Source organism: Streptomyces sp. NPDC058534 (assembly GCF_042717365.1).
GTDB lineage: Bacteria > Actinomycetota > Actinomycetes > Streptomycetales > Streptomycetaceae > Streptomyces.
In genome coordinates this window covers 45,151-69,045 of sequence record NZ_JBHXNW010000013.1, presented here as the reverse complement: position 1 = coordinate 69,045, position 23,895 = coordinate 45,151, and the positions used below count along the sequence as shown (strand labels likewise).

General features: G+C 72.4%; 22 protein-coding genes. 11 read left to right on the top strand and 11 right to left on the bottom strand.

The genetic code is table 11. The features are described 5' to 3' along the window. Positions 1-3 precede the first annotated feature (3 nt). Entirely contained in the window at positions 4-984 is a 981-nt protein-coding gene (locus ACFWR9_RS10595; protein ID WP_383838661.1) for a zinc-binding dehydrogenase, read from the bottom strand. Positions 985-1,093: 109 nt separating this feature from the next. Next, positions 1,094-2,260, bottom strand: coding sequence for an NAD(P)-binding protein (locus ACFWR9_RS10590; RefSeq protein ID WP_383838658.1), 1,167 nt, complete (start codon positions 2,258-2,260; stop codon positions 1,094-1,096). 151 nt (positions 2,261-2,411) lie between these two features. Here ACFWR9_RS10590 and ACFWR9_RS10585 point away from each other — a divergent pair, with 151 nt between their 5' ends. Further along, positions 2,412-3,101, top strand: a complete 690-nt coding sequence (locus ACFWR9_RS10585) for a pentapeptide repeat-containing protein (protein WP_383838655.1) — start codon at positions 2,412-2,414, stop codon at positions 3,099-3,101. Positions 3,102-3,116: 15 nt separating this feature from the next. Here the strand turns inward: ACFWR9_RS10585 and ACFWR9_RS10580 are convergent, their stop codons facing one another. After that, complete coding sequence (locus tag ACFWR9_RS10580) at positions 3,117-3,617, bottom strand: hypothetical protein (RefSeq protein ID WP_383838828.1); 501 nt, start codon at positions 3,615-3,617, stop codon at positions 3,117-3,119. A gap of 40 nt (positions 3,618-3,657) precedes the next feature. On the opposite strand from ACFWR9_RS10580, the gene ACFWR9_RS10575 reads away from it, so the two are divergent. Next, on the top strand, positions 3,658-4,629 hold the full coding sequence (locus ACFWR9_RS10575; RefSeq protein WP_383838653.1) for a GNAT family N-acetyltransferase: 972 nt from the start codon (positions 3,658-3,660) through the stop codon (positions 4,627-4,629). A 20-nt stretch (positions 4,630-4,649) separates the two neighbouring features. On the opposite strand, the gene ACFWR9_RS10570 is transcribed toward ACFWR9_RS10575, so the two are convergent. Together ACFWR9_RS10570 and ACFWR9_RS10565 are read right to left on the bottom strand one after the other, a co-directional pair. Then, positions 4,650-6,053, bottom strand: coding sequence for a M1 family metallopeptidase (locus ACFWR9_RS10570; protein ID WP_383838650.1), 1,404 nt, complete (start codon positions 6,051-6,053; stop codon positions 4,650-4,652). Between the two features lie 64 nt (positions 6,054-6,117). Next, positions 6,118-6,702: a heme-binding protein gene (locus ACFWR9_RS10565; RefSeq protein ID WP_383838647.1), complete on the bottom strand. Its 585-nt coding sequence runs from the start codon at positions 6,700-6,702 to the stop codon at positions 6,118-6,120. Between the two features lie 290 nt (positions 6,703-6,992). On the opposite strand from ACFWR9_RS10565, the gene ACFWR9_RS10560 reads away from it, so the two are divergent. Then, positions 6,993-8,282 (top strand): sensor histidine kinase, encoded by a 1,290-nt coding sequence (locus tag ACFWR9_RS10560; protein WP_383838644.1) that lies wholly within the window; start codon positions 6,993-6,995, stop codon positions 8,280-8,282. Between the two features lie 31 nt (positions 8,283-8,313). Then, complete coding sequence (locus ACFWR9_RS10555) at positions 8,314-8,985, top strand: response regulator (protein ID WP_383838642.1); 672 nt, start codon at positions 8,314-8,316, stop codon at positions 8,983-8,985. A 69-nt stretch (positions 8,986-9,054) separates the two neighbouring features. Here ACFWR9_RS10555 and ACFWR9_RS10550 read toward each other — a convergent pair whose 3' ends face one another. Next, complete coding sequence (locus ACFWR9_RS10550; RefSeq protein WP_383838639.1) at positions 9,055-9,630, bottom strand: TerD family protein; 576 nt, start codon at positions 9,628-9,630, stop codon at positions 9,055-9,057. Between the two features lie 159 nt (positions 9,631-9,789). Here ACFWR9_RS10550 and arfB point away from each other — a divergent pair, with 159 nt between their 5' ends. After that, a complete protein-coding gene (gene arfB / locus ACFWR9_RS10545) occupies positions 9,790-10,227 on the top strand; it encodes an alternative ribosome rescue aminoacyl-tRNA hydrolase ArfB (RefSeq protein ID WP_383838636.1) in 438 nt (145 codons plus the stop codon). A 111-nt stretch (positions 10,228-10,338) separates the two neighbouring features. Here the strand turns inward: arfB and ACFWR9_RS10540 are convergent, their stop codons facing one another. Both ACFWR9_RS10540 and ACFWR9_RS10535 read right to left on the bottom strand, forming a co-directional pair. Further along, the gene (locus ACFWR9_RS10540) at positions 10,339-10,809 is read right to left on the bottom strand and encodes a GNAT family N-acetyltransferase (protein WP_383838633.1); all 471 of its coding nucleotides are present in this window, start codon (positions 10,807-10,809) and stop codon (positions 10,339-10,341) included. 48 nt (positions 10,810-10,857) lie between these two features. Further along, complete coding sequence (locus tag ACFWR9_RS10535) at positions 10,858-11,457, bottom strand: flavin reductase family protein (protein WP_383838631.1); 600 nt, start codon at positions 11,455-11,457, stop codon at positions 10,858-10,860. A gap of 326 nt (positions 11,458-11,783) precedes the next feature. Between ACFWR9_RS10535 and cdgB the strand changes: the two genes are divergently transcribed. Beyond that, positions 11,784-13,448 (top strand): diguanylate cyclase CdgB, encoded by a 1,665-nt coding sequence (gene cdgB, locus ACFWR9_RS10530; RefSeq protein WP_383838628.1) that lies wholly within the window; start codon positions 11,784-11,786, stop codon positions 13,446-13,448. Between the two features lie 119 nt (positions 13,449-13,567). Then, entirely contained in the window at positions 13,568-14,557 is a 990-nt protein-coding gene (locus ACFWR9_RS10525) for a carbohydrate-binding protein (RefSeq protein WP_383838625.1), read from the top strand. Positions 14,558-14,561: 4 nt separating this feature from the next. On the opposite strand, the gene ACFWR9_RS10520 is transcribed toward ACFWR9_RS10525, so the two are convergent. The 3 genes from ACFWR9_RS10520 to ACFWR9_RS10510 all read right to left on the bottom strand — a co-directional run bounded on the left by ACFWR9_RS10520 (position 14,562) and on the right by ACFWR9_RS10510 (position 17,716). Then, positions 14,562-15,494 (bottom strand): 1-phosphofructokinase family hexose kinase, encoded by a 933-nt coding sequence (locus tag ACFWR9_RS10520; protein ID WP_383838622.1) that lies wholly within the window; start codon positions 15,492-15,494, stop codon positions 14,562-14,564. A gap of 105 nt (positions 15,495-15,599) precedes the next feature. Then, a complete protein-coding gene (nagA, locus tag ACFWR9_RS10515; RefSeq protein WP_383838619.1) occupies positions 15,600-16,745 on the bottom strand; it encodes an N-acetylglucosamine-6-phosphate deacetylase in 1,146 nt (381 codons plus the stop codon). Beyond that, a complete protein-coding gene (locus ACFWR9_RS10510; RefSeq protein WP_383838616.1) occupies positions 16,745-17,716 on the bottom strand; it encodes an ROK family protein in 972 nt (323 codons plus the stop codon). Before ACFWR9_RS10510 ends, nagA begins: the two co-directional genes overlap by 1 nt. Positions 17,717-17,862: 146 nt before the next feature. Here ACFWR9_RS10510 and ACFWR9_RS10505 point away from each other — a divergent pair, with 146 nt between their 5' ends. The 4 genes from ACFWR9_RS10505 to ACFWR9_RS10490 all read left to right on the top strand — a co-directional run bounded on the left by ACFWR9_RS10505 (position 17,863) and on the right by ACFWR9_RS10490 (position 23,894). Beyond that, positions 17,863-19,080 carry an extracellular solute-binding protein gene (locus ACFWR9_RS10505; RefSeq protein ID WP_383838825.1) on the top strand — a complete coding sequence of 406 codons (1,218 nt, stop codon included), beginning with the start codon at positions 17,863-17,865 and terminating at the stop codon, positions 19,078-19,080. A 39-nt stretch (positions 19,081-19,119) separates the two neighbouring features. Further along, the gene (locus ACFWR9_RS10500; RefSeq protein WP_125494788.1) at positions 19,120-19,353 is read left to right on the top strand and encodes a DUF3263 domain-containing protein; all 234 of its coding nucleotides are present in this window, start codon (positions 19,120-19,122) and stop codon (positions 19,351-19,353) included. Positions 19,354-19,803: 450 nt separating this feature from the next. Continuing rightward, complete coding sequence (gene otsB / locus ACFWR9_RS10495) at positions 19,804-20,676, top strand: trehalose-phosphatase (protein ID WP_383838613.1); 873 nt, start codon at positions 19,804-19,806, stop codon at positions 20,674-20,676. Between the two features lie 554 nt (positions 20,677-21,230). Further along, positions 21,231-23,894, top strand: coding sequence for a KGGVGR-motif variant AAA ATPase (locus ACFWR9_RS10490; protein WP_383838610.1), 2,664 nt, complete (start codon positions 21,231-21,233; stop codon positions 23,892-23,894). Position 23,895: the final 1 nt, after the last annotated feature.

Below are 23,895 nucleotides of genomic sequence, written 5' to 3'. Positions count from 1 at the left end.
GGGTCACGGCACCAGGACCACCTTGCCGGTCGTGCCGCGGTTCTCCAGCGCCCGGTGCGCGGCGGCGGCAGCGGCGAGCGGGAAGCGCTGCACGGCCGGGACGAGGCGGCCGGCGGCAGCCTCGGCGAGGGCGCGCAGTTCGAGGGTGCGGAGGGGATCGGCGCCGCCGGTCCGCTCCATCATCACCGGGCCGAGCACCTGCTGGGAGACGCCGTCGACCAGGTAGGGCGTGCCGTCGCGCGGTCCCGTGGCCGACCAGCCGAAGACCAGGTGCCGGCCGCCCGGCCCGAGCAGGGCGACGGCTTCGCGGGCCACGTCGCCGCCGACGCCGTCGAGGACGACCGTCGCCGGGCGCCCGCCGAGGTGGGCGCGGACCTTCTCCGGCCACCGCGGGTCCTTGTAGTCGACGGCGAGGTCGGCGCCGTTCGCGGCGACGCGGGCGGTCTTCCCGGGGCCGCCGGCGAGTCCGATCACGGTGGCGCCGGCGTTCTTCGCGTACTGCGTCACCAGGGTGCCGATGCCCCCGGCGGCGGCCGGGATCACGGCCACGGCACTGGGGCCGAGGTCGGCGAACTGGAGGATGCCCATCGCCGTACGGCCCGTGCCGATCATGGCGACGGCCTCGGCGAAGTCCAGGTTCGCAGGGATCTCGTGCAGGCGTGCGAGGCCGGCGACGGCGAGTTCGGCGTAGCCCCCGGGGGCGAAGCCGAGGTGGACGACGACGCGCCTGCCGAGCCGGTCCGCCGGGACGCCCTCCCCGACGGACTCGACGACGCCCGCGACCTCGCGGCCCGGGATGGTGGGCAGTTCGACCGGCGCGGGCATGGGCCCCTGGACGCCCTCGCGCGGGACGGTGTCCAGGAGGTGGACGCCCGCCGCGCGGACGGCGATCCGGACCTGACCGGGGCCGGGCCGCGGATCCTCGACCTCGTCCAGGACGAGGTTCTCGGCCGGACCGAAGGCGTGGAGACGGATGGCGTGCATGAGGGTCCCCCAACGGAAGAGTGGTCTGTACGGGCCTGTACGCGCCTGCACGGGCCTGTATGGACTGGTACTGGTCTGTACTGGCCCGTATGGACCCCACTCAACGACCTCAAGCATGCTTGAGGTCAAGTTCCCTGCGGCCCCGGCCGAGGGCGAGGGAGACCGCGGTGAGCGCGCTGTTGAAGGAGACCTCGGAGAGCAGGCCCGGCGCGGCCACCTGGTCACCGGCGAGATACACCCCGTCGCCCCGGTCGACGGCGGGCCGGTCCCGCCACGTGGTGCCGGGGAGGTCGACGGCGCCGGTGCGGCCGTTGGCGACCGCCTCGCGCCGCCAGGTGATCCGCTCGCGCCAGCCGGGCATCCCGAGATCCAGCAACTCCTCGGCACGGGCGGCCCCGTCGGCCTTCGACTCCTGCGGCGCGATGGGGATCTGCCCCTGGACCAGCTGTTCGCCCGCCGGCGCCAGGGTGCGGTCCTGCGCCGTGAACCGCTCGATCCAGCCCGGCGCGTCCAGGTCGGACACCGCGAACGCGTCACCGCGCCGGGTCCGCAGGGCCAGGTCGACGAGGACGGTGCGCCCGCTCGGCCAGGTCAGCGCGGGGTCGCCCAGCAGCCGGCGGGCGGCGTCCAGGGAGGTGGCGACGACGACGGGCGCGTCGGTGGGCAGCGCGTCCACCCGGGACAGCGTCTCCACTCGCACACCGAGGTTCCAGGCCAGCGCGGCCATCCGGTCGACGACCCCGGCCCAGCCGCCGCGCGGGTAGTGCGCCTCGGGCGGCAGCTTGGCGGCCCGGCGCAGCCGCTCCTGCACGAAGGCCGCCGACAGCGACCCGGGGTCGTGGTGGAACAGCGCGACGGCGCAGTAGTGCGCGGCGGCCCGCGCGCCCTCCTCGCCCGCGACGCCGGTCGCCCAGGTGAGGAAGTCGGTGTCGACGGGCGCCGGTCCCAGGCCCCGGCGCAGCAGCTTGAGCATGGCGAAGGGCGGGGTGCGGCGCAGCACGCCCTTGTGCCGCAGCCGCAGCCGGGCCGCCTCCAGCGGCGGGAGGGACGCGAGCGGACCGATCAGGTCGCGCTGCCGCAGCCACGACCAGTGCGGGCCGCCGTTGTAGAGGGCGTGCGGGCCGTCGTTGGTCCGGTAGGGGCCCTCGGCGGTCCGGGCGCGGCCGCCGAGTGTGTGATGGGCCTCGTGGACGGTGACCTTGGCGCCCGCCTCGGCGGCGGTGATGGCCGCGGTCAGTCCGGCGAGTCCGCCGCCGATGACGGTGATGCGATGCATGGCTCGGGGTCTCCCTCGGGTCGGGTCGCCTGGTGCGTGACCTGTCTGCCCGTACGACGGCCGGGAGGGTGCCGAATGTGACATCGCGCCGGAGACGGCGCGTTCGGGCAGGCCGGCGCCGGTTGTCAGTGGTGGGGTGCAGCATGGGGGCATGGCGAGGAGAGCGGCGGACGGGCGGGGTACGACGACGGTGCGGGCGGCGCGGCGCCCGGAGCTGCGGCTGCCACCGCTGGCGCCGTTCGAGGACGGGGGACTGGAGCCGGACGGGGACTACGACGCGCTGGACTTCGCGGAGACGGACCTCACCGGCCAGGACGGCGCGGGCGCCCGCTTCATGGACTGCGCGCTGACGGGTTGCGCGCTGGACGAGGCCTCGCTGCCCCGGGCCCGGCTGCTCGACTCGGTCCTCACCGGCGTCCGGGGCGTGGGCACGAACCTGGCGGAGGCCACCCTGCGCGACGTCGAGCTGCGCGACGCCCGCCTCGGCGGCACCCAACTGCACGGCGCCGTACTGGAACGGGTCCTGATCCGCGGCGGCAAGATCGACTACCTGAACCTGCGCCGGTCCCGGCTCAAGGACGTCGTCTTCGAGAGCTGCGTCCTGGTCGAACCGGACTTCGGCGGCGCCCGCCTGGAGCGCGTCGAGTTCGTCGACTGCGCCCTGAAGGAGGCGGACCTCAGCGCGGCCACCCTCGTCGACGTCGACCTGCGCGGCGCCGCCCCGCTGGAGCTGGCCCGGGGCGTGGACCGGCTGTCGGGCGCCGTGATCAGCCCGGCCCAGCTCCTCGACCTGGCACCGGTACTGGCGGCGGAGCTGGGGGTGCGGGTGCTGGCCGAGTAGCGCAGGGCCGGGGCGTCAGGTCAGGCGCGGAAAGCGGGCCTGGAGGGTCCAGATCGCCGGGTTGTCCGCCAGGTCGTCGTGCATGTCGGTCAGGTCGGCGAGCAGGTCGTGCAGGAAGTCCCGGGCCTCCCGGCGCAGTTCGGCGTGGGAGAAGGACAGTGGGGGTTCGTCCGCCGGCAGCCACTCCGCCTCGATGTCGACCCAGCCGAAGCGGCGCTCGAAGAGCAGGCGGTCCGTGGACTCGGTGAAGTCCAGCTCGGCCCGTTGCGGCCGGGCGGCCCGGGAGCCCGCCGGGTCCCGGTCGACGCGCTCCACGATGTCGCACAGCGCCCAGGCGAAGTCGAGCACCGGCACCCATCCCCAGGCTGTGGACAGTTCCCGGTCGGCCTTGGTGTCGGCGAGATACACGTCCCCGCAGAACAGGTCGTGCCGCAGCGCGCGGACGTCCGCGCGCCGGTAGTCCGTCTGCGGCGGGTCCGGGAAGCGGGTGGAGAGGGCGTAACCGATGTCGAGCACGCAGGCGATGGTGTCACGCCCGACCGGATAGGTTGCCCACGTGATCATCGTCCCCTTGCGGCCCGGCCCCGACCACGACATCCCCGGCCCCCTCCTCACCGAGCTGACCGCCCTCTACGCCGCCCACCGCGACTTCCACGCGCTCAGCGGCGACTTCCCCGACCCGGACGACATCCGTCCGGAGCAGGTGGCGGCGGCGCTGGCCGACGAGCTGGCCCGGCCGGGCGCCGAGGTGCTGCTCGCCAGGGACGCGGGCCGGCTGACCGGCGTCGCGATCACGCTCGCCCGGCATCCCGACCCGGCCGACCCGGACCCGTGGATCGGGCTGCTGATGGTGGACGCGGGGCTGCGGCGCCGGGGCCACGGCAGGCGGTTCGCGTCGCTCGTCGAGGAGCGGCTCCGGGCCACCGGCCGCACCGCCGTACGGCTCGCCGTCCTCGACACCGGCACCGACGCCCTCGCCTTCTGGACCGCCCTCGGCTACACGGTCGTCGACCACCGCGCGGACCTGGGGCGCGGCCGTCCCTGCACGGTGCTGCGCAAGGAGCTGGAGAGCGGGGTGCCGCGCACCCCGCGCCGCGCCGCCCGGGTCGCCGTGCTCGACCCCGAGGGCGCGGTGTTCCTCCTGCGCTACGACAACATCGAGGTCGGCGTGCACTGGGCGATGCCCGGCGGCGGACTGGACGCGGACGAGAGCCCCCGCGAGGGCGCCCTGCGCGAGGTGCGCGAGGAGACCGGCTGGCGCGACCTGGAGCCCGGCCCGCTGCTCTGCACCTGGGAACACGACTTCACCCATCTGAGCGTCGGACCCGTCCGCCAGCACGAGCACATCTACGTCGCCCACGCCCCGCGCCGCGAACCCGCCGGGCCCCACCTCGCCGCCGCCCACGCCGCGGACGGCATCCTCGCATGGCGCTGGTGGAGCCGCGCCGAGCTGGCCGATGCCCCCGAACCGCTCTGGCCTCCGGATCTGGCCCTGCTGCTCGACACGTTCGACGCCTTCGAGGGGTGAGGCCGTGGGGGTGGCGGTGCCTACGGCCGGTCCGGTCTGCCGTCCCCGTAGAGCCAGACGTCCCAGATCTCCGTGAAGTCCTCGTCCGGTGCCGACTTCTCCACGTACGCCGTGAACTCCTCGGTGTCCGCGTTGCCGTGGCGGTGCGCGGTGGCCCAGCCCCGCATCAGGTCCAGGAAGGTGTCGTCGCCGACCGTCTGGCGGATCTTGTGCAGGACCATCGCGCCGCGCTGGTAGACGGGGCTCGCGGAGATGTGGCCGACGTCGGGCGGGTCGGCGGGCGGGAACGTCCAGATCGAGTCGCCCGCGTCCTCGTCGTCGTAGTAGGTCCCGTCGTAGAGCGCGTCGAAGGTCTCCTGGGCGGTGTCGCCGCCCTCGTCCTCCTCCCACAGCCACTCGGCGTAGGTGGCGAAGCCCTCGTTGAGCCACATGTCCCGCCAGGTCTTCGGGCTGACCGAGTTCCCGTACCACTGGTGGGCGATCTCGTGGACGAGCAGGACCTGGTCCGGGGCGCCGGGGAAGTAGGGCCGGTTCTGGGTCTCCAGGGCGTACCCGGCGTCCTCGACGCGGTCGACGATCGCGCCGGTGGAGGAGAAGGGGTACGGGCCGAAGTTCTCCTCGCCCCACTCCACGACCTCCGGGATCCGCGCCAGGACCTTGCGGCTCGCCTCGGCCTGCTGGGGGTCGACGGCCGTGTACACGGGCAGACCGGCGTCGGTGGTGGAGCGGTCGGTCTCCCACTCGCCGACGGCGACCGTGGCCACATGGCTCGACATCGGCTCGGCCGTGTGCCAGGTGAACGTCGTACGGCCGCCACGGGTGCGCTCGTCCCGCAGCTCCCCGTTGGAGACCACGCCGAAGCCCTCCGGCACGGTCACGGCGAGGTCGTACGTCGCCTTGTCGGAGGGGTGGTGGCTGCCGGGGAACCAGGCCATCGAGCCGACCGGCTCGCCGAGCGCCACCGCGCCGTCGGCGGTGGGCAGCCAGCCCTCCTCGGAGTCGTCGGGGTCGGTCACCGTCTCCGGTTCGCCGGAGTAGCGGACGCTCACCCGGAACGTCTCCCCGTCGTGCAGCTCGTCCGCCGGGCGGACGGTCAGCTCCTGCCCGGCCCGGTTGAAGCGGGCCTCCCGGCCCTCGACCGTGACCTTCTCGACGTCCAGGCCCATGAGGTCGAGGTCGAAGGCCGACAGGTCCCGGGTGGCGCGAGCGGTGATCGTCGCGGTGCCGGCGAGGTGCTCGTCGTCGGGCTCGTAGGCCAGCTTCAGGTCGTAGTGGCCGATGTCGTAGCCGCCGTTGCCCGCCTTCGGGAAGTACGGATCGCGCACGCCCGAGCCGCCGGGACCGCCGTCCACCGCGCCACCACCGCTGCATGCCGCGAGGGCGGTGACGGTGGCGGCGGTTATGAGCGGACGGGAGATGCGCACGTCGTGATCCTATGCGGCGTTTCACGTGAAACGCCCGTTGGGACCGGGTGTCAGGGCCCTGCTGTCAGCCGCCGATGCCCTCCTGGTTCAGCGCCTCGGCGCCCGCCCGCGCGAACTTCTCGTCCAGGGTGCCGGACGGGGCGCCCGCGACACCGATCCCGGCGATCGGTGCCTTGCCCGCGGTGACCGGGACGCCGCCGCCCAGGAACAGCGTGCCCGGGATGTCCTTCAGGTTCGGGGCGTTCTCCAGGCGGCCCTCCAGCTCGCTGGTCGGGGCGTTCCAGGAGACCGCGGTGAACGCCTTCTTCTCGGCCGACTCGTAGGACTGCGGGCCGGCGCCGTCACCGCGCATGGTGAGGATCGTGTTGCCGTTGCGGTCGACGACCGCCACCGTGATCCGCTGACCCTCCTTCTTCGCCGCCTTCAGCGCGGCCTGCGCCGCCTCGGTGGCGGCGTCGATCGTCAGGTGCGTGGAGGTGGTGGTGTCACGCTGCCCGGCCGCGGCGGGGGCGGCGGACGCGGCGGAGGCCCGGCCGCTCTCCGGAGCGGAGGCGTTCGCGGCCACCGTGCCGAAGGTGCCGGCGGCGACGGCGGCGAGCACGGCGCTGCCGGTGGCGATGCGGGCGCGTCGGGAGAGGGTCTTCTTCATGGCGGTCTGCTCCTCGGGGTCGGGCCGGATCGGGCGCTGTGCTGCGTCCGCTCTCCACCCTCCGTCCCGCCCCCCTGGCCCCCGGTCGCCGTTCCGGCTGCTCCCGGACGACGGAACGGGCGAGGCCGGGGTCGTCCGATCAGCTGACCCGGACACCCCCCGCACAGGGCACCATGGGTGTGTTCGGGCAGCTCAGCGCCCTCCTGCGGCACGTTGGAGGAGACGAACCGGACACGAGGCGGCCACGAGGCGGCCACGAGGCGGCCACGAGGCGGAAAGGAGGCGCGCGGATGCCGAAGCCCTACGACCCCGACACCCGGTGGCTCGGCGCCGTCATGCACGCGGCGTTCTTCCTGCTGCTCGGCGGTGCCCTGGCCCGCTTCCTGCTGCGCCACCCCGGCGAGCCCCGCACCCCGTGGATCCTCGCCCTGTCCCTCGCCCTCGCCCTGCTGCACCTGCTCGGGCCGGTCCTGAGCGGGCCGGTTCCGAGCGGGTCGGTTCCGAGCGGGCCGGTTCCGAGCGGGCCGGGGCGCGGGACCACCCGGCGACGGCCGGCCTGGCTGGGCCCCTGGCTGGGCCTGGTGGTCGTGGTGTGGATGGTGCTGGTCGTCCTCGCGCCCAGCTTCTCCTGGTGCGCGGTGCCCCTCTTCTACACCGGCCTGCGCACCCTGCCGCCCCGGGCGGCGCTCGTGCTGGTCGGTGTCCTGACATTGTTCGTGGTCGCCGCGCAGTTCCGGCTCGCCGGGCGCCTCGACCCGAACCTGCTGCTGGCCCCGCCCGCCGTCGCCGCCATCGCCACCGCCGTGTTCCTGCACACCGAACGGCAGACCGCCCGGCAGCGCGCCCTGATCGACGACCTGATCCGCACCCGCCGCGAACTCGCCGCCTCCGAGCGCCGCGAGGGCACGCTCGCCGAACGCCAGCGGCTGTCGATGGAGATCCACGACAGTCTCGCCCAGGGCCTGTCCAGCCAGCGGATGCTGCTCCAGGCGGCCGAGCGGGTCTGGGAGTCCGACCCGGACAAGGCCCGCGCCCACGTCCGGGGCGCCGCCTCCGTCGCCGAGCACAACCTCGCCGAGGCCCGCCGCTTCGTCCACGACCTCGCCCCGGCCGACCTCGCCCGGGGCGGCGGCCTGGAGGCGGCGCTGCGCGCACTGGCCGCGCGGGAGTCCGGCGACGACCTCACCGTGCGCGTCCACGTCGACGACGGCGCCCGCGTCCCGCCGCTGCCCGACCGCGTCCAGTCGGCCCTGCTGCGCATCGCGCAGGGCGCCCTGGCCAACGTCCGGGAGCACGCGGGCGCGTCCACCGCCGCGCTCAGCCTCACCCTCCTCGACGACCAGGTCGTGCTGGACGTCACCGACGACGGCCACGGCTTCGACCCCGCCGCGCCCGGCGCGACCGGCGGGGCCCCCGGCGTGCGGGGCCACGGCCTGCCCGCGATGCGCGCCCGGCTGCGCCAGCTCGGCGGCACCCTGACCGTCGAGTCCGCGCCCGGCGAGGGCACCGCCCTGTCCGCCGCCGTCCCCCTGGACGCACCCCGCGCCGACCCGGCCGACGCCGAGGAGGCACCCCGATGACCGACCCGGCCGACGCCCAGGAGGCACCCCGATGACCGACCCGGCAGCCGGCGCTCCCGCCCCCGTGCGCATCCTGGTCTGCGACGACCACGTCGTCGTACGGGCCGGGCTGCTCGCCCTGCTCGACAGCGCCCCCGGCATCGAGGTGGCCGGCGAGGCCGGTACCGGCGAGGAGGCGCTCGCGCTCGCCGCGCGGCTGGCGCCGGACGTGGTGCTGATGGACCTCCAGCTCGGCGAGGGCATCGACGGCGTGGAGACCACCCGCCGCCTCACGGCCACCCCGGCGACCGGCCCCGGACCCGGCCGCACACCACACGTACTCGTCCTGACCACGTACGACACCGACGCCGACATCACCCGCGCCATCGAGGCCGGCGCCACCGGCTACCTCCTGAAGGCGGAGCGCCCCGAGGAACTGTTCGCCGCGATCCACGCCGCCGCCCAGGGCCGTACGGCGCTGTCGGGGCCGGTCGCCAGCCGGGTCATGGCCAACATGCGGCGCCCGCGGCCCTCCCTCACCGACCGCGAACGCGACATCCTGGCGCAGCTCGCCACCGGACTCGGCAACCGGGAGATCGCCCGCGCCCTGTTCATCAGCGAGGCCACGGTCAAGACCCATCTGCGCCGGATCTACGACAAACTCGGCGTCGACACCCGCGCGGGCGCGGTCGCCGTGGCCAAGGAGCAGCGTCTGCTGCCGTGACGGACACGCCGAAGGCCCCCCGGCCGGACTCCGGGGGGCCTTCGTACGGAACTGCTCGGCGGGCGAACGTCAGACGTTCACGCCGAAGTCCTGGGCGATGCCGACCAGGCCCGAGGCGTAGCCCTGGCCGACGGCGCGGAACTTCCACTCGGCGCCGTTGCGGTACAGCTCGCCGAAGACCATGGCGGTCTCGGTGGCGGCGTCCTCGGACAGGTCGTAGCGGGCGATCTCGGCGCCGCCGGTCTGGTTCAGGATGCGGATGTAGGCGTTGCGCACCTGGCCGAAGTTCTGCGAGCGGTTCTCCGCGTCGTAGATCGAGACCGGGAAGACGATCTTCTCGATGTCGGCCGGCAGACCGGCCAGGTTGACGTTGATCGCCTCGTCGTCGCCCGCGCCCTCGCCGGAGCGGTTGTCACCGGTGTGGACGATCGTGTTGTCCGGCGTCTGCTTGTTGTTGAAGAAGATGAAGTGGCCTTCGGAGTAGACCTTGCCCTCGGGGTTGACCGCGATCGCGGACGCGTCGAGGTCGAAGTCGGTGCCGGTGGTGGTACGGACGTCCCAGCCGAGCCCCACGGTGACTTCGGTCAGGCCCGGAGCCTCCTTGGTGAGCGAGACGTTGCCACCCTTGGACAGGCTTACAGCCATTGTTTGGGAGTCCCTTCCCTCGTTTACGTACGGCAAGAAAGCTACAGCTACCCCCATGAACGTCGAGGGGGGTACGTAAGGTTCCAGCTCTCTTTACTTTCTTTACCGAGGCCGGGACCGAGGATATTCGGGTGACGTGACCCGTGCGGGGACGGGAGGATGGACGGCATGTCCGGTCCCCATGTCATCCGCGGCTCCGTCTCCCTGCCCGAGGCCGAGCTCGTCTGGCGTTTCTCGCGTTCCTCGGGGCCCGGCGGCCAGCACGTCAACACCACGGACACTGCGGTCGAGCTGCGCTTCGACCTGGCGCGGACCCAAGCGCTGCCCGAGGTGTGGAAGCGGCGGGCGCTGGAAAGGCTGGCCGGGCGCCTGACCGACGGCGTCGTCAGCGTCCGTGCCTCCGAGCACCGCTCCCAGTGGCGCAACCGCGAGACCGCCGCCGTACGCCTCGCCGCCCTCCTCGCCGAGGCCACCGCGCCCCCGCCCAGGCCCCGCAGGCCGACCCGCATCCCGCGCGGCATCAACGAACGCCGCCTGCGCGAGAAGAAGCAGCGCTCCCAGACCAAGCGGGGGCGCTCCGCGCGGGACTGGGGGTGACCGGCCGGGGCGCCTGATGAGTCTGTCCGCGGGTCCGTCGTGGCCGGCCGCGCAGTTCCCCGCGCCCCTCTCGGGGCGCACTCCAGCCGGCCACGTGCCGGCCGTCCGCGTTCAGCCCAGCTCCAGCACCCCCACCGTCTCGCCCTCGCTCGTCTCCCCGTCGGTGCGGAAGCCCAGGCCCAGGTAGAAGCCCTCGGGGCCGTCCGGGCCGGGGTGCCACGTCACGTAGCACTCCTTGCCGCCGCGGCGGCGGATCTCCGCGGCCACCGACTCCACGGCGAAGCGGCCGTAGCCGCGGCCCTGTTCGCCGGCCGCGATGTTCAGACGCCACAGGCCCGAGCGCAGGACGCTGCCGTCCTCGTACCAGTCGATGTCGAAGAAGGCCATCAGGAAGCCGACCGGACGGTCGCCGTCCACGATCAGCCGGGGCCAGGCGACGCCGGAATGGACGTAGGCCTCGGCGAGGGACTTCACCACCGGTTCCGCGGCGAACTCCTGCTCCGGGCGCACCCGGATGGCGGTGGCGGCCTCGAAGTTCGCGGAAGTGATCGTCTCCAGACGGAGACCGGCGCTGGTCGTCATGCGCGCACCCTAAGCAGGGTGCGGGGGAACGGGCGAGCGAATTGCCCCTCAGCCCAACTGCCGGTACCGGCCCCGGAAGTACGTCAGCGGCCCCCCGTCCGCGCTGGGCAGGGCGGCGGTCAGCACCCGGCCGATGACCAGGACGTGGTCCCCGGCCGGCACCCGCTCCTCGGTGCGGCACTCCAGGGTGGCCAGGGCGCCCCCGGCCAGCGGCGCCCCGGTCGCTTCGCCCCGCACATAGGGGATGTCCGCGAACAGGAGGCGGTCGCTGATCCGGCCCTTCATCGCGAAGCGGCCGGCGATGTGCCGCTGGCTCTCGGAGAGCACGGAGACCGCCCACAGGGGCTGCTCGTCGAGCAGGTCGTCCATGCGGGAGCCCACCCGCAGGCTGACCAGGACCAGCGGCGGGTCCAGGGACACCGACATGAACGCCGTGGCCGTCATCCCGACGTCCTCGCCGCCAGGCGCCAGCGGGTCGTCGGGGTCGAGCGGCGGCTCCTGGGCGGTCACCAGGACCACGCCCGAGGCCAGCCGGGACATGGCGGCACGGAATTCCTCGTTGCTCACCCCCTCAGCATGCCCGGCGGCGGGCGACGGCAGCGGGAGCGCGGGGGACGCGTGGGACGTGAGAGACGGAGTATTCGGCACCCCGTCACGCTAATCTCCGGGCCGTTCGCCGGACATCGGACCCCGGTCCGAACCGGGACCTAGGACTGCAGGAGGAGACGACGGACGGAGACATGCGCATATCTACAAAATTTGCGTTCAGTAAACGCACAGAGAAAACGCAGAATCCCCACTCAATTGTTCACCTTATGCTGTGACTTGAGTCACAAGAGGCGGTAATTGTTGACCCTGTGTACCGAGTGAGGAGCGCGCTGTGATTCAGTGGCGGGGAACCTGCAAGGGCACCATCAGTAAGGGCGCCGGAGAGAACCCTTGATTCGCTGCGAGGTCTCGGGGGGAGGGCGAGCATGGAGACCGAGTCGGAGCCCTATGTCCGTCTTGCGTCCCTGCGGCAACTGCACCAGGCCATGGCCGACATGAACAAGGCCCGCAGCCTGGCCGACACCCTGCAGGCCGTCGCCGACGGCGTCGTCCAGGCCCTGGGGTACGAGCTGGCGTGCATCAACCTGGTCCGCCCCGACGGCGATCTCGTCGTCGCCGCCTTCTCCGGCAACCCGGCCGCCGAGGCGCTCATCACCGGCCGCGCGGGCTCCCGCGAGTCCTGGGACCGGCGGCTGAACATGGGCGAGCAGTGGGGCGACCTGATCTTCATACCCCACACCGAGGGCTGGATCCTCGACGACGACGACGTCCCGCAGTGGTACACCGAAGGACCCGCGCCCCGCTTCGAGGACGAGTGGCACCCCTCGGACCGCCTCTTCGCCCCGATGTACGCGCCGGGCCCGCAGGGCGGCGGCAGCAGCGGCGAGCTGATCGGCGTCCTGTCCGTGGACCGGCCGCGCAACGGCCGCCGCCCCGGCGCCTGGGGCCGCGAGGCCCTGCAGATGTACGCCTTCCAGGCCGCCATCGCCATCAGCAACGCCCGGCTCCGCTCCAACATGCAGCGCGCCCTGGTCCGCCTGGAGCGCGACCAGCAGGCGCTCAGGGCCAGCGAGGAGAGCTTCCGCCAGGCCTTCGAGTACGCCCCCTCCGGCATGGCCATCGCCGAGATGGGCGGCGACCAGCACGGCCGGATCCTGCGCACCAACGACGCGCTCTGCCGCCTCCTGGGCCGCCCCGCCTCCGCGATGCGCCGCTACGCCTTCTCCGACCTCGTCCACCCCGAGGACATCGGCACCCTGCTGCGCACCTCCGCCGAGGGCGGCCGGGCCGAGCTGCGCCTGGGCCGCCGCGACGGCACCTACGTCTGGGTGTCGCTGCGCAACAGCGTCGTCGCCGACGCCGCCGACGGGCCCCGTTTCCTGCTCACCCACGTCGAGGACATAGAGGAACGCAAGCGCCGCGAGCTCCACCTCGCCCACCGCGCCTCCCACGACTCCCTCACCGGACTGCCCAACTCCGCCGAACTGCGCTCCCGCCTCGCCGCCCGGCTCTGCCAGCGCCCGCAGTCCCCGCACGCGGCCGTCGCCGACGCGATGGACGCCGCCTACGGGCATCCCGCCGTCTTCGACTCCGGCGGCCACACCTTCGACTTCAACGCGCCCGCCGAGCCGTACGCGGCCTACGACCACCATGTCCACGCGGTCGCCCCCGAGGACGGCCGGGACGACGGCACCAAGGGCCTCGCGGTCCTCTTCTGCGACCTGGACGGCTTCAAGTCGATCAACGACCGGTTCGGGCACAACGCGGGCGACGCCGTGCTCATCGAGGTCGCCCGCCGGCTCGGCGGCGGCGTCCGTGACGGCGACACGGTGGCCCGGCTCGGCGGCGACGAGTTCGTGATCCTCGCCAACGGCCTCGGCCGCGCCGACGCCCAGGACCTCGCCGTACGCCTGCGCAACGAGATCATCCAGCCGATCCGGGCCGAGGGCCGGGCCGTCCGCGTGGGCGCCAGTTTCGGCATCGGATGGGCACACTGCGGCATGACGGCGGACGAGGTGTTGAAGTCAGCTGACGAACGGATGTACGTCGAGAAACGATCTCGTCCCAAACAGCATCGCCGGGCCGGATGATCAGCAGGTCAGCGGGCTGATGCGGTCTGAGTCACCCTTTTGGGTCAGTGGGAACGGGTAGGCTCGCCCTCTCACACCCGTACCGCACCACGCACCGCATCTGGTTAGGAGACCTAGGGATGACGCCCGGCAACAACGGCGCGAGCACGCCCGAGGACGACGACCCCTTCGGCTATCTCTACGCCGACGGGCAGGCCAACGGGGCCCAGCCGCCGTCCGGTGGCTACGGCTACCCGAACTCCGTCAACCGGGTGCGTCCCGTCGGTACACGGCAGTACGGGGCACCACAGCACCAGGGAGCCCAGACCGCCGCCTACGGCCAGGCCGCCCCGCCGCAGCAGGGCGCCTACGGCCGGCCGCAGGGCGGCTACGGGCAGCCGAACGCGCACTACGCCGCGCCGGAGATGTTCCCCGGGGGCGGTGGCGGTTCTCACACCGGCTCGCCGCAGTCCGGGCACGGCGGGGGCGGCGGGCGCCGCGGCCCCAACACCAAGGGCCTGCTGATCGGCGCGGTCGCCGTGGTCGCCGCCGTGGTGATCGGCATCGCCGTCGCCATGACGAGCAGCGGCTCGGACGACGACAAGGGCGGCAACGAGGCGGGCGGCGACCCCACCACCGGCCAGTCCCAGACCACCGACCCGAGCGCGTCCGCGAGCGACGGCGCGGAGGAGGAGGTCAAGCTGCCCGCGGTAGACGCGAAGGCGCTGCGGCTGTCACCCGGTGTGGCGACGGCGTCGGACATCGAGGGCGCCCGCTCGGACGGCGGCGTCTACGTGGCCAACCTCAACCAGCCCGGCGCCTCGGCCACCTGGACCGTCAGCGGCATCCCCAAGGACGGGCTCTACACCCTCTTCGCCGGTTACAGCGCGACCGGCGAGGACCAGTCGATGACCCTCACGGTCAACGGCAAGGAGTTCGGCAGCAAGCTCAACCTGGGCAACTTCACCGGTGCCAAGGACGGCGAGTTCGACAAGGGCTGGACCAAGACCTACGCCTGGCCCACCCTGAACAAGGGCACCAACACGATCACGCTCTCCTGCGCCGCCGGCGACAAGTGCAACGTCCTGCTGGACCAGCTCTCGCTGAAGCAGGGCCAGGTCAAGGACTAGCGGCTCACGCCGCCCCCGCCTCCGCCGTCACCGCGACCCCCCGCCCGATCAGCTCCTCGTACGCCGCCCGGTCGAACTCGCCGGCCACCGGTGCGAGGACCGTCGCCGCGGACAGGGCGACCGCGCGGGCCAGCCGGTCCGGCCAGGGCAGGTGCTCGACCAGGCCGGAGAGCAGGCCCGCGACCGCCGAGTCGCCCGCGCCGGTCGGGTTGCCGTGCACGTGTGCGGGCGGCGCCGCACGCCAGCGCCCCTCGGGGGTCACCGCGAGCAGCCCCTCGGCGCCCAGCGAGGCGATCACGGAGCGGGCGCCGCGGCGCCGGGCCGCCTGGGTGGCCCGCAGCGGCTCGTGCGAGCCGGTCAGCTCGGCCAGTTCGTCGGCGTTCGGCTTGATCAGGTCCGGGCGGGCGGCGACGCCCCGCCGCAACGGCTCCCCGCTGGTGTCGAGGAGCACCGGTACGCCCGCGGCGCGCGCGGAGCGCACCAGACCGGCGTAGGCGCCCACCGGGACGCCCGGCGGCAGGCTGCCGCACAGCGCCACCGCGGAGGCACCGGCGAGCAGCTCCTCGTACGCGTCCTGGAAGGCGTTCCACTCGGCGGGTGCGACGGCCGGGCCCGGTTCGTTGAGCTGGGTGGTGTCGCCGGTGCGTTCGTCGACGACGGCGATGGTGCGCCGGGTGGCCCCCGCGACCGGCACGAGCGCGTCGGCCACCCCGGACACGCCGGCCAGCCCGTCGCGTACGACGCCGCCGGTGGTGCCACCGGCGAAACCGGTGACCGTCACCTCGTGCCCGAGGGCCGCCAGCACCCGGGCCACGTTCAGCCCCTTGCCGCCGGGCCGCTCCGTCACGTCGGTGACCCGGTGGGAGGCGTGCGGCCGCAGGGACCGGACCCGGTAGGTGATGTCGAGAGCGGTGTTGAGCGTGACGGTGAGGATCACCGGTACCGACCTCCCCCGATCGCCTCCGGCCGCCTGTCCCGGAGATGTTGTCCTAAGACACGATCATGCCAAACAGACGGCGGTCGGCCCAGTCCCCCCGTCGGATCAGCCCAGTTGGGGCTCGACCACCCAGGCGCCCCGGCGCATCACGCCCTTCACGTCGAAGGCGTCGTCCAGCACCACCAGGTCGGCGTCCTTGCCCGGCTCCAGGGAACCGATCCGGTCGGCGAGGCCGAGCAGCCGGGCCGGGTTGGCGGAGATCGCCGCGACGACGTCCCCGACGGCCAGCCCGTCGACCGTCACCGCCCGCTTGAAGGCGCGGTCCAGGGTCAGCGTGGAGCCCGCGATCGAGCCGCCCTCCACCAGCCGGGCCACCCCGTCCGCGACCTCGACCTCCATCGGGCCGAGCAGATAGCGGCCGTCGCCGAAGCCGGCCGCGTCCATCGCGTCCGTGATGAAGGCGACCCGGTCCGCGCCCGCGTGGTGGAAGGCCAGCTGGAGCGAGGCCGGGTGCAGGTGCGTGCCGTCGTTGATCAGCTCGACGGTGATCCGCTCGTCCTCCAGCAGCGCCGCGATCGGGCCGGGGGAGCGGTGGCCGAGCGGCGGCATGGCGTTGAAGAGGTGCGTGGCGACCGTGGCGCCCGCGTCGACGGCCTGGAGCGTCTGCTCGTACGTCGCGTCCGTGTGCCCGACCGCCGCGATCACGCCGTGCTCCGCGAGCAGCCGTACGGAGTCCAGGCCGCCCGGCAGTTCGGTGGCGAGCGTGACCATCTTCGCGTGCCCGTGCGCCGCGTCGACCAGCTTGCGGACCTCGGCCGGATCGGGGTCGCGCAGCAGTTGCTCGTCGTGCGCGCCCTTGCGGCACGGGGAGATGAAGGGCCCCTCGAAGTGGATGCCGGCGACGTCGCCCTGCTGGGCCAGTTCGGCGAGCATCCCCGCGTGCCGGGCGAGGAAGTCCAGGTCGCCGGTGACGGCGGAGGCGACCACGGTGGTGGTGCCGTGCCGGCGGTGGGTGTCGACGCCCTTGAGGATCTCCTCGGGGGTGCCGCCGGCGAAGGAGGCGCCGCCGCCGCCGTGGTTGTGGATGTCGACGAAGCCGGGCACCACCCAGTGGCCCGACAGGTCGAGGACATCCGCCCCGGGGGGCGCCGTGTCCGCGATCCGGGTGCCGTCGACGATCACGCGGCCGTCGTCCACGGTCCCGGTGGGCAGTACCACCCGGGCACCGGCGAGAACCTTGCTTGGGGCCATCAGGTGGTTACCTCCGGGGGAGTCGCGGTCGTGGGGGTGGTGCCGGTCGGTTCGGTGCCGAGCAGGTCCCAGGCGAGCAGCCCGGCACCCAGGCAGCCGGCGGTGTCCCCCAGCGCCGCGGGGACGATCTCCGGCAGCTTCTGGAAGGTGACGCGCCGCCGCACGGCGTCCCGCAGCGGTGTGAACAAGGTTTCCCCCGCCTCGGCGAGGCCGCCACCGATGATCAGGACGCGCGGGTCCAGCAGAGTGAGCGCGGTGACCAGTCCGTCGGCCAGCGCGTCCACGGCGTCCTGCCAGACCGCGAGCGCGCGGGCGTCGCCCGAATCGACGGCCTTGGCGCAGTCGGCGGCGTCCGCGGCCGGGTCCCCGCAGGCCTCGGCCCACGCCTGGCTGACCGCCGACGCGGACGCGAACCGCTCCAGACAGCCGCGCTGCCCGCACGGGCACGGGATGCCGCCGGGCCGCACGACGACGTGGCCGATCTCGCCCGCGAAGCCGTGGGCGCCCGACTCCACCCGGCCGTCGATGCCGATGGCGCCCGCGATGCCGGTGCCCAGCGGCACGAACAGGAACCGGTCGGCGCCCTGTCCGGCCCCGATCCGCCCCTCGGCGAGCCCGCCGGCGCGCACGTCGTGGCCGAGGGCGACGGGGACGGCGCCGAGCCGGTCGCCGAGCAGGGCCCGCAGGGGTACGTCCCGCCAGCCGAGGTTGGCCGCGTACACGGCGGTGCCGTGCTCCTCGTCGATGATGCCGGGGACGGCCACGCCGGCCGCGCGGGCGGGCTCGCCGAACCGGTCGGCGCCGTGGGCGCGCAGCTCGGCGGCGAAGTCGAGGATGCCCGCGACCACCGCGTCGGGTCCGCGCTCGCGGCCGGTGGCCCGGCGGGCCCGGTGCAGCAGCTCGCCCCCGGACCCGACGAGGGCGGCCTTCATCCCGGTGCCGCCCACATCGAGGGCGATGACATGTCTCACGGGGACAGTGTGGCCCCCTGACCCGGGAGAGGTCTAGTCCACTGCCGTGGTGTAGACCTTAATCCGTTAAACGGATAAGCACAGGGTTGGGGATTCAGGTGCAGCGGCGTAGGACAGGAACGATCGCGGTGGTGTCCGCACTGGGCATGACGGCGGTCCTCGGCGGCTGCGGCCTCACCGGCGACTCCGGCGAGGTGACCCTGAAGCTGGTCGCCGCCGACTACGGCGACAGCAAGGAAAACAGCTCCCAGAACTACTGGGACGAGCTGGTCAAGTCCTACGAGGCCAAGAACCCCGACGTGCATGTGGAGGTGGACGTCCACTCCTGGAGCGACGTCGACCGGAAGGTCCGGGAGATGGTCGAGGCCGGTGAGGCGCCCGACATGGCGCAGATCGGCGCGTACTCCGACTACGCGGACAAGGACCTGCTCTACGCGGCCGACGACGTGCTCTCGATCCCGGTCCAGGCCGGCTTCGTCTCCCAGCTCGCGGGCGCGGGCCAGGTCAACGGGGTCCAGTACGGGCTGCCCTTCGCGGCCTCCACCCGCGTGCTCTTCTACAACAAGACCCTCTTCGCCGAGGCCGGCGTCACCCCGCCCAAGTCCTGGGACGACCTCGCCGAGGCCGCCGAGGCGCTGGACGAGACGGGCGTGGAGTACCCGTACGCCCTGCCGCTGGGCGCCGAGGAGGCGCAGGCCGAGACCATGCAGTGGATGCTCAGCGGTGGGGGCGGCTACACCGACGACGTCGGCACGTACTCCGTCGACTCGCCGCAGAACGTCACCACCTTCACCTGGCTCCGGGACGAACTGGTCGGCAAGGGCCTCACCGGCCCGATCGCCCCCGGCAGGTTCAACCGCGCCGACGCCTTCGCGGCCTTCGCGAACGGCGACGTCGGCATGCTCAACGGCCACCCCTCGCTGATGAAGATGGCCTCCGACAAGGGCGTGAAGTACGGCATGGTGACGACCCCCGGCGTCGACGGCGAGAGCCAGAACACGCTGGGTGTGTCCGACTGGATGACGGCCTTCAAGAAGAACGGCCACCAGGAGGAGATCGGCGACTTCCTCGACTTCGTCTACAGCGACGAGAACGTCCTCGACTTCTCCCGCGAGTACGACCTGCTGCCGGCGACCACCTCCGCGTCCCAGGTCATGAGCACGGCGGCGGAGGACAAGAACCTCAAGCCGTTCCTGGACGAACTGCTGCTCTCCGAGCTGTACCCGGTCGGCAAGACCTCCTGGGCCTCGGTCAGCGCGGACGTCAAGAAGCGGATCGGCCAGGCGGTCGCCCCCGGCGGCAGCCCCCAGGAGGTGCTCGCCCAGATCCAGGCGACGGCGATGCGGGCGGGCAGCGCGGAGTAGCCGGCCGCACTGTCGGTGGGGGGCGCTACGGTGCCGTACATGGACCTGGGAGAGCTGGCCGAGCGGGAGCGCGGCATCCTCGCACTGGAGCGCCGCGGCTTCCCCGGCCCCGGCGCGAAGGAACGCGCGATCCGCGAGGAACTGGGCCTGGCTCCCGTCCGCTACTACCAGCTCCTCAACGCCCTCCTGGACGACCCCCGAGCCCTGGCCACCGACCCGGTCACGGTCAACCGCCTCCGCCGGATACGGGAGTCCCGCCGCACGGAGCGCTGACCCGCCCCACGCGGTCCGGACCGATCCCACGCCGGGGCGCCGCCGGGGCGGCCCCGCGCCCTGGTCCGCTCCGAAGGGCGCCCCCCGGGTGGCACCTGTGCCGGATACGACAGTCCCGCCGCACGGAGCGCTGAGCCGCCCCGCGCGGCCCGGAGCGATCGCACGCCGGGGCGGCCCCGCGCCCTGGTCCGTTCCGAAGGGCGCCCCCCGGGCGGCGCCTGCGCCGGATACGGGAATCCCGCCGCACGGAGCGCTGACCCGCCCCACGCGGTCCGGACCGATCCCACGCCGGGGCGCCGCCGGGGCGGCCCCGCCCGCCCTGGTCCGCTCGGAAGGACCTGCTCTCCGGGACGACAGCCCCGCCCGCCGGGCGGTACCTCTCCGGCCGGCGGCCGGGACCCGTTCCGCGGGCGATGCGCGCGGCCGGTGTCGGCGGGATAGGTTCGCGGTATGGGCAGCCACCAGGACTCCACCCGTGACGACTCCCCGGACCACCTGCCGTCCCCCTCGACGGAGGCCGGGCGCGCGGGGCTCGACGCGCTTCTCGCCGACCCCGGGCGCGCGGTGATCGCGCTGGACTTCGACGGCACGCTGGCCCCGATCGTCGCCGACCCCGACCGGGCGCGGGCGCACCCGGACGCCGTACCGGCGCTCGCGGCCCTCGCCCCCCAGGTCGCCTCCGTCGCGGTGATCACGGGCCGGCCGGCCGAGGTCGCCGTCCGGCACGGCGGCTTCGCGGACGTCCCCGGCCTGGACCGGCTCGTCGTCCTCGGCCACTACGGCGCCGAGCGCTGGGACGCCGCCACTGGCACCCTCACCACCCCCGAACCACACCCCGGCGTCGACGCCGTCCGCGCAGAGCTGCCCGCCCTGCTGGAGCGGTCCGGCGCCGGGCAGGGCACCTGGATCGAGGAGAAGGGCCACGCGGTCGCCGTCCACACCCGCCGCGCCCCCGACCCGCAGGCCGCCTTCGACATCCTGCGCGTCCCCCTCACCGACCTGGCCTCCCGGCACGGCCTGATCGTCGAACCGGGCCGCATGGTCCTCGAACTGCGCCCACCCGGCATGGACAAGGGCGCCGCGCTACGGGCGTACGTCCGGGACACGGACGCCGCGTCCGTCCTCTACGCCGGCGACGACCTCGGCGACCTCCCCGCCTTCGCGGCGGTCGACGTACTCCGCTCCGAGGGCACCCCGGGCCTCCTCGTCTGCAGCGGCAGCGACGAGGTCCCGGACCTCAGGAAACGAGCGGACGTCGTCGTGAACGGTCCTTCGGGCGTCGTCGGACTCTTGGGGACGCTGGCGGAAGAACTGCAGCGATGACGCAGCGACCCGATCCTGTGCAAAGTTGCGCTGTGTGCCCATAACATCACCCGCATGGTCGATGTTGGGGTGAGGCAGCTGGAGCGCAGCAGGGATCGACTGGAACGTGGGGCGGAAGCGGTGGTGAGCGGGGGAGATCAGCCTACGGGCGCACTCCTGATGTTCTATGGCGCCGAATGCGGCCTCAAGGCGGAAGTCATGCGGCGTAGAGGGCTTCGGGACACTTCCCAGCTTCCAGCTTATCTTCGTACACACGATCTCCGAGCCCTTGCCCGGGAACTGAGGTTGTCACCGGAGGTCCAGGAGGCGCTGAGAGGCTGCGTGCGGACCCCGGTCAACGGGAGAGCCGCTCAGCGAGTCCAGTCCCAAGCGTTGCATGAGGCATGGCGGTACGGTGCGGACCTGGAGTCGGATGGTGAGAAGCATGCGGTGGAAGCGCTGCGTTCCCTGATCTCGGAGTCACGGAAGTGAATGACGTAACGAACACTGAAGTAGGGACGCGTTTGGTGGCTGGCGACCGCAGCCGAGTAGTGCCCGGGCGTCTGTTTACCTGGGTGGACGTTGACGAGCATCTAGCCCACTTGGCGTCGTCCGGCCTCTGGCCCAGTTGGTTGTCGGAGGCGGATGCGTGGTGGGATCAGCTGCTGCTGGCAGTCGAACCGGACACATCTGTCGACGATGTACGGAAGTGGCTGGATCGAGCGTTCGGGGCGGGCTCTGTCACGGGCGCCCCCGAGGAGCCGGTGCTCGCGTTGGACAGGCCAGGTGGTCTCGGCACAGAGGGCATTCCCGTGGTGCTGGAGAAGACCCAAGGCAAAGCTGCCGATCGTCGAGTGCCACGTCTCGCGGAGCGAAGGACGACGGCTGAGTTGGCACTTGCCCTCAGCCGTCCACACTCCGACGCCTTCACAGGTGATGTCCAAGTGATCGCGTTCCATTCCTTCAAGGGAGGAGTCGGGCGTACCGTCCACGCCGTCGCTCTCGCCGACCAGTTGGCCCGGTCGGGAAGTCGAGTGCTGCTCGTTGACGGTGATCTGGAGGCGCCAGGCATTACGTGGATGCACCAGGCCCAGGGCGGGACCTGCGATATCGCCTACGAGGACGTGCTGGCCCTCCTGCACGGCACAACCGGCGGAGACGTGACCTCGGTCGCGGGCATCGTTCAGGATTATCTGGCAGGCCAGTTCGTCACTAGTGGTACGGGTGAAGGCAGGCTCGCGATCCTCCCCGCTACTCGTCGACCTCGGCTCGGGCCGCCACACATCGAGCCGTTGGACCTGCTGACTGCCGATCGATCAAGCTACTTCCTCACCGAGTCCCTCGCGGAAGTAGCGCACAGATCCGGCTTTGACGTAGTCATTGTCGACTTGCGTGCCGGTGCCTCCGAACTGTCTGCACCTGTACTGCTGGACCCGCGCGTGCAGCGGGTCTTTGTCACGACACTGAGCAGCCAGTCCTTGGACGGTACGGTTCGCATGATCCATCAGCTCGGCGCCAAGGCGCCGACCCTCCTGGGCGGTGACCCCGCTCCAGCGGCAATTGTGACGCAGTACCGGATGGACGTTCACGATGCTGAAGCAGAGGCCGCCGTGGCCACGCTTGAGCAGGCGCTGAACGACATGCTGGGTGTGACGGAAGGCGATGAGGACGAGTCGGACCTCGTCGTCGACACCAGAGCCGTGACCGTAGCGTTGGTCAGCCCGTTCCGGGACGAGTTGCTCGCCCTGCCTCGCAGTTGGGACGAGGTCATCGACGTCGTCCATCGGTGCGGTCTGGGAGACAAGGTCGCCGAACTGGCGCCGCAGCCCCAGCCGGGACAAACCTTGGACGCGGTGGCTGAGGGGCCCAGCGGGGTTGAGGAGCGCAGGACGGCGCTGCATGGCCGGGCAGCCGCCCTGGTCTTTGCTGAACGAACGGGTTTGGACGGAGCGTTGGGCTTCTTGTCCACCGAACCCATTCGTCGGCTGATTGGCGATCACCGTAGTTCACTGCCCGTGACGGTGGTCGTTGGCGCCAAAGGTGCGGGCAAGACCTTCACCTTCGCCAGGATGTGTGCCGCGGGGAGTTGGTCTGCCTTTGCGAGCAAGGCAAATACCCATGTGCTGGATGACGCATTGGTCGTACCGGTACTTGACCCGGCCAACCTTGATCAGCAACCGGCGGGTGACGCACGAACCGGGCCTCAGGACTTGCGCGACCGGGCAGCGAGGGGCCAGGGGGCAACGCGTACGCAGATTCTGCGGATCCTCAATGAGGCGCTGCGTTCTGGCGATGACAGCTCGGACTCCTACGTCTGGCTCAATGTCTGGCTTCGATGTATGGCGATCGCCGGCGGTAGTGAGGCCTCCCTGCATGACGACTTCGACGCGGAGCGAGAACTTCTACGACTCGGGCGCGACCAGAAGCTGCTCTTCGTTTTCGACGGTCTGGAGGACTTCCTGCAGGAGCTTGAGGGGGATGCGAAACGTGTCGCGTTGCGCACGCTGCTCGTCGAGGTACCTGATTGGCTCCGATCGCTGCGCGACCGTCCGCTTGGAGTGGTGGTCTTTGTCCGCCGTGACTTGGCTTCATGGGCGATCAGGCAGAATCTCGGCCAGTTCTTGGACCGATACGAGGCATACGCCCTGCGGTGGGATGCGCAAGAAGCGCTCCGACTCGCGCTCTGGGTGGCTGTGACGGCTCGCGCCGTTCCGGACCCGGGCCGCGAGCTAATGGAACTTTCGTACGAGGACATTGCCCAGGCGTTGCGCCCGGTCTGGGGGGCGAAGCTCGGTTCGGACGCTTCGCACGAGGCCTGGTCCGAACGCTGGGTCCCCGCAGCCCTCGCTGATTTCAATGACCAGGTTCAGGCCCGTGACGTCGTCCGCTTCTTGCGGGAGGCGGCGGAACTTTCCGCGGGGGACGAACGGACAGACAGGCTCCTCGTCCCTACTGCCATGCGTAACGCTCTTGCGCAGTGCAGCTCAGAGAAGGTCAGAGAGATCAGCCAGGAGAACAAGCGGCTTGGGGACCTGCTACTCGGGCTGGGGCAGTACGCACCGGAGGTGCTGATGCCCTTCAGCGCCGAGGACGTCGGCCTGGAAGCCAACGATCTGGCCGTACTCAGAGAAGCTGGTGCCATGGCGCGGGACACTGACGGCCGCTATCGGTTGCCTGAGATCTACCGGCATGCCCTGGGGTTCAGGACCCAGGGGCGTGCCCGCGTCGTGCGAAGGTGAA

What these genes read in the sequence shown, in the direction of transcription:
- ACFWR9_RS10595 (WP_383838661.1), bottom strand. Translation starts at nt 984, where the DNA reads ATGCACGCCATCCGTCTCCACGCCTTCGGTCCGGCCGAGAACCTCGTC.
- ACFWR9_RS10590 (WP_383838658.1), bottom strand. Translation starts at nt 2,260, where the DNA reads ATGCATCGCATCACCGTCATCGGCGGCGGACTCGCCGGACTGACCGCG.
- ACFWR9_RS10585 (WP_383838655.1), top strand. Translation starts at nt 2,412, where the DNA reads ATGGCGAGGAGAGCGGCGGACGGGCGGGGTACGACGACGGTGCGGGCG.
- ACFWR9_RS10565 (WP_383838647.1), bottom strand. Translation starts at nt 6,702, where the DNA reads ATGAAGAAGACCCTCTCCCGACGCGCCCGCATCGCCACCGGCAGCGCC.
- ACFWR9_RS10560 (WP_383838644.1), top strand. Translation starts at nt 6,993, where the DNA reads ATGCCGAAGCCCTACGACCCCGACACCCGGTGGCTCGGCGCCGTCATG.
- ACFWR9_RS10555 (WP_383838642.1), top strand. Translation starts at nt 8,314, where the DNA reads ATGACCGACCCGGCAGCCGGCGCTCCCGCCCCCGTGCGCATCCTGGTC.
- ACFWR9_RS10550 (WP_383838639.1), bottom strand. Translation starts at nt 9,630, where the DNA reads ATGGCTGTAAGCCTGTCCAAGGGTGGCAACGTCTCGCTCACCAAGGAG.
- arfB (WP_383838636.1), top strand. Translation starts at nt 9,790, where the DNA reads ATGGACGGCATGTCCGGTCCCCATGTCATCCGCGGCTCCGTCTCCCTG.
- ACFWR9_RS10540 (WP_383838633.1), bottom strand. Translation starts at nt 10,809, where the DNA reads ATGACGACCAGCGCCGGTCTCCGTCTGGAGACGATCACTTCCGCGAAC.
- cdgB (WP_383838628.1), top strand. Translation starts at nt 11,784, where the DNA reads ATGGAGACCGAGTCGGAGCCCTATGTCCGTCTTGCGTCCCTGCGGCAA.
- ACFWR9_RS10525 (WP_383838625.1), top strand. Translation starts at nt 13,568, where the DNA reads ATGACGCCCGGCAACAACGGCGCGAGCACGCCCGAGGACGACGACCCC.
- nagA (WP_383838619.1), bottom strand. Translation starts at nt 16,745, where the DNA reads ATGGCCCCAAGCAAGGTTCTCGCCGGTGCCCGGGTGGTACTGCCCACC.
- ACFWR9_RS10505 (WP_383838825.1), top strand. Translation starts at nt 17,863, where the DNA reads ATGACGGCGGTCCTCGGCGGCTGCGGCCTCACCGGCGACTCCGGCGAG.
- ACFWR9_RS10500 (WP_125494788.1), top strand. Translation starts at nt 19,120, where the DNA reads ATGGACCTGGGAGAGCTGGCCGAGCGGGAGCGCGGCATCCTCGCACTG.
- otsB (WP_383838613.1), top strand. Translation starts at nt 19,804, where the DNA reads ATGGGCAGCCACCAGGACTCCACCCGTGACGACTCCCCGGACCACCTG.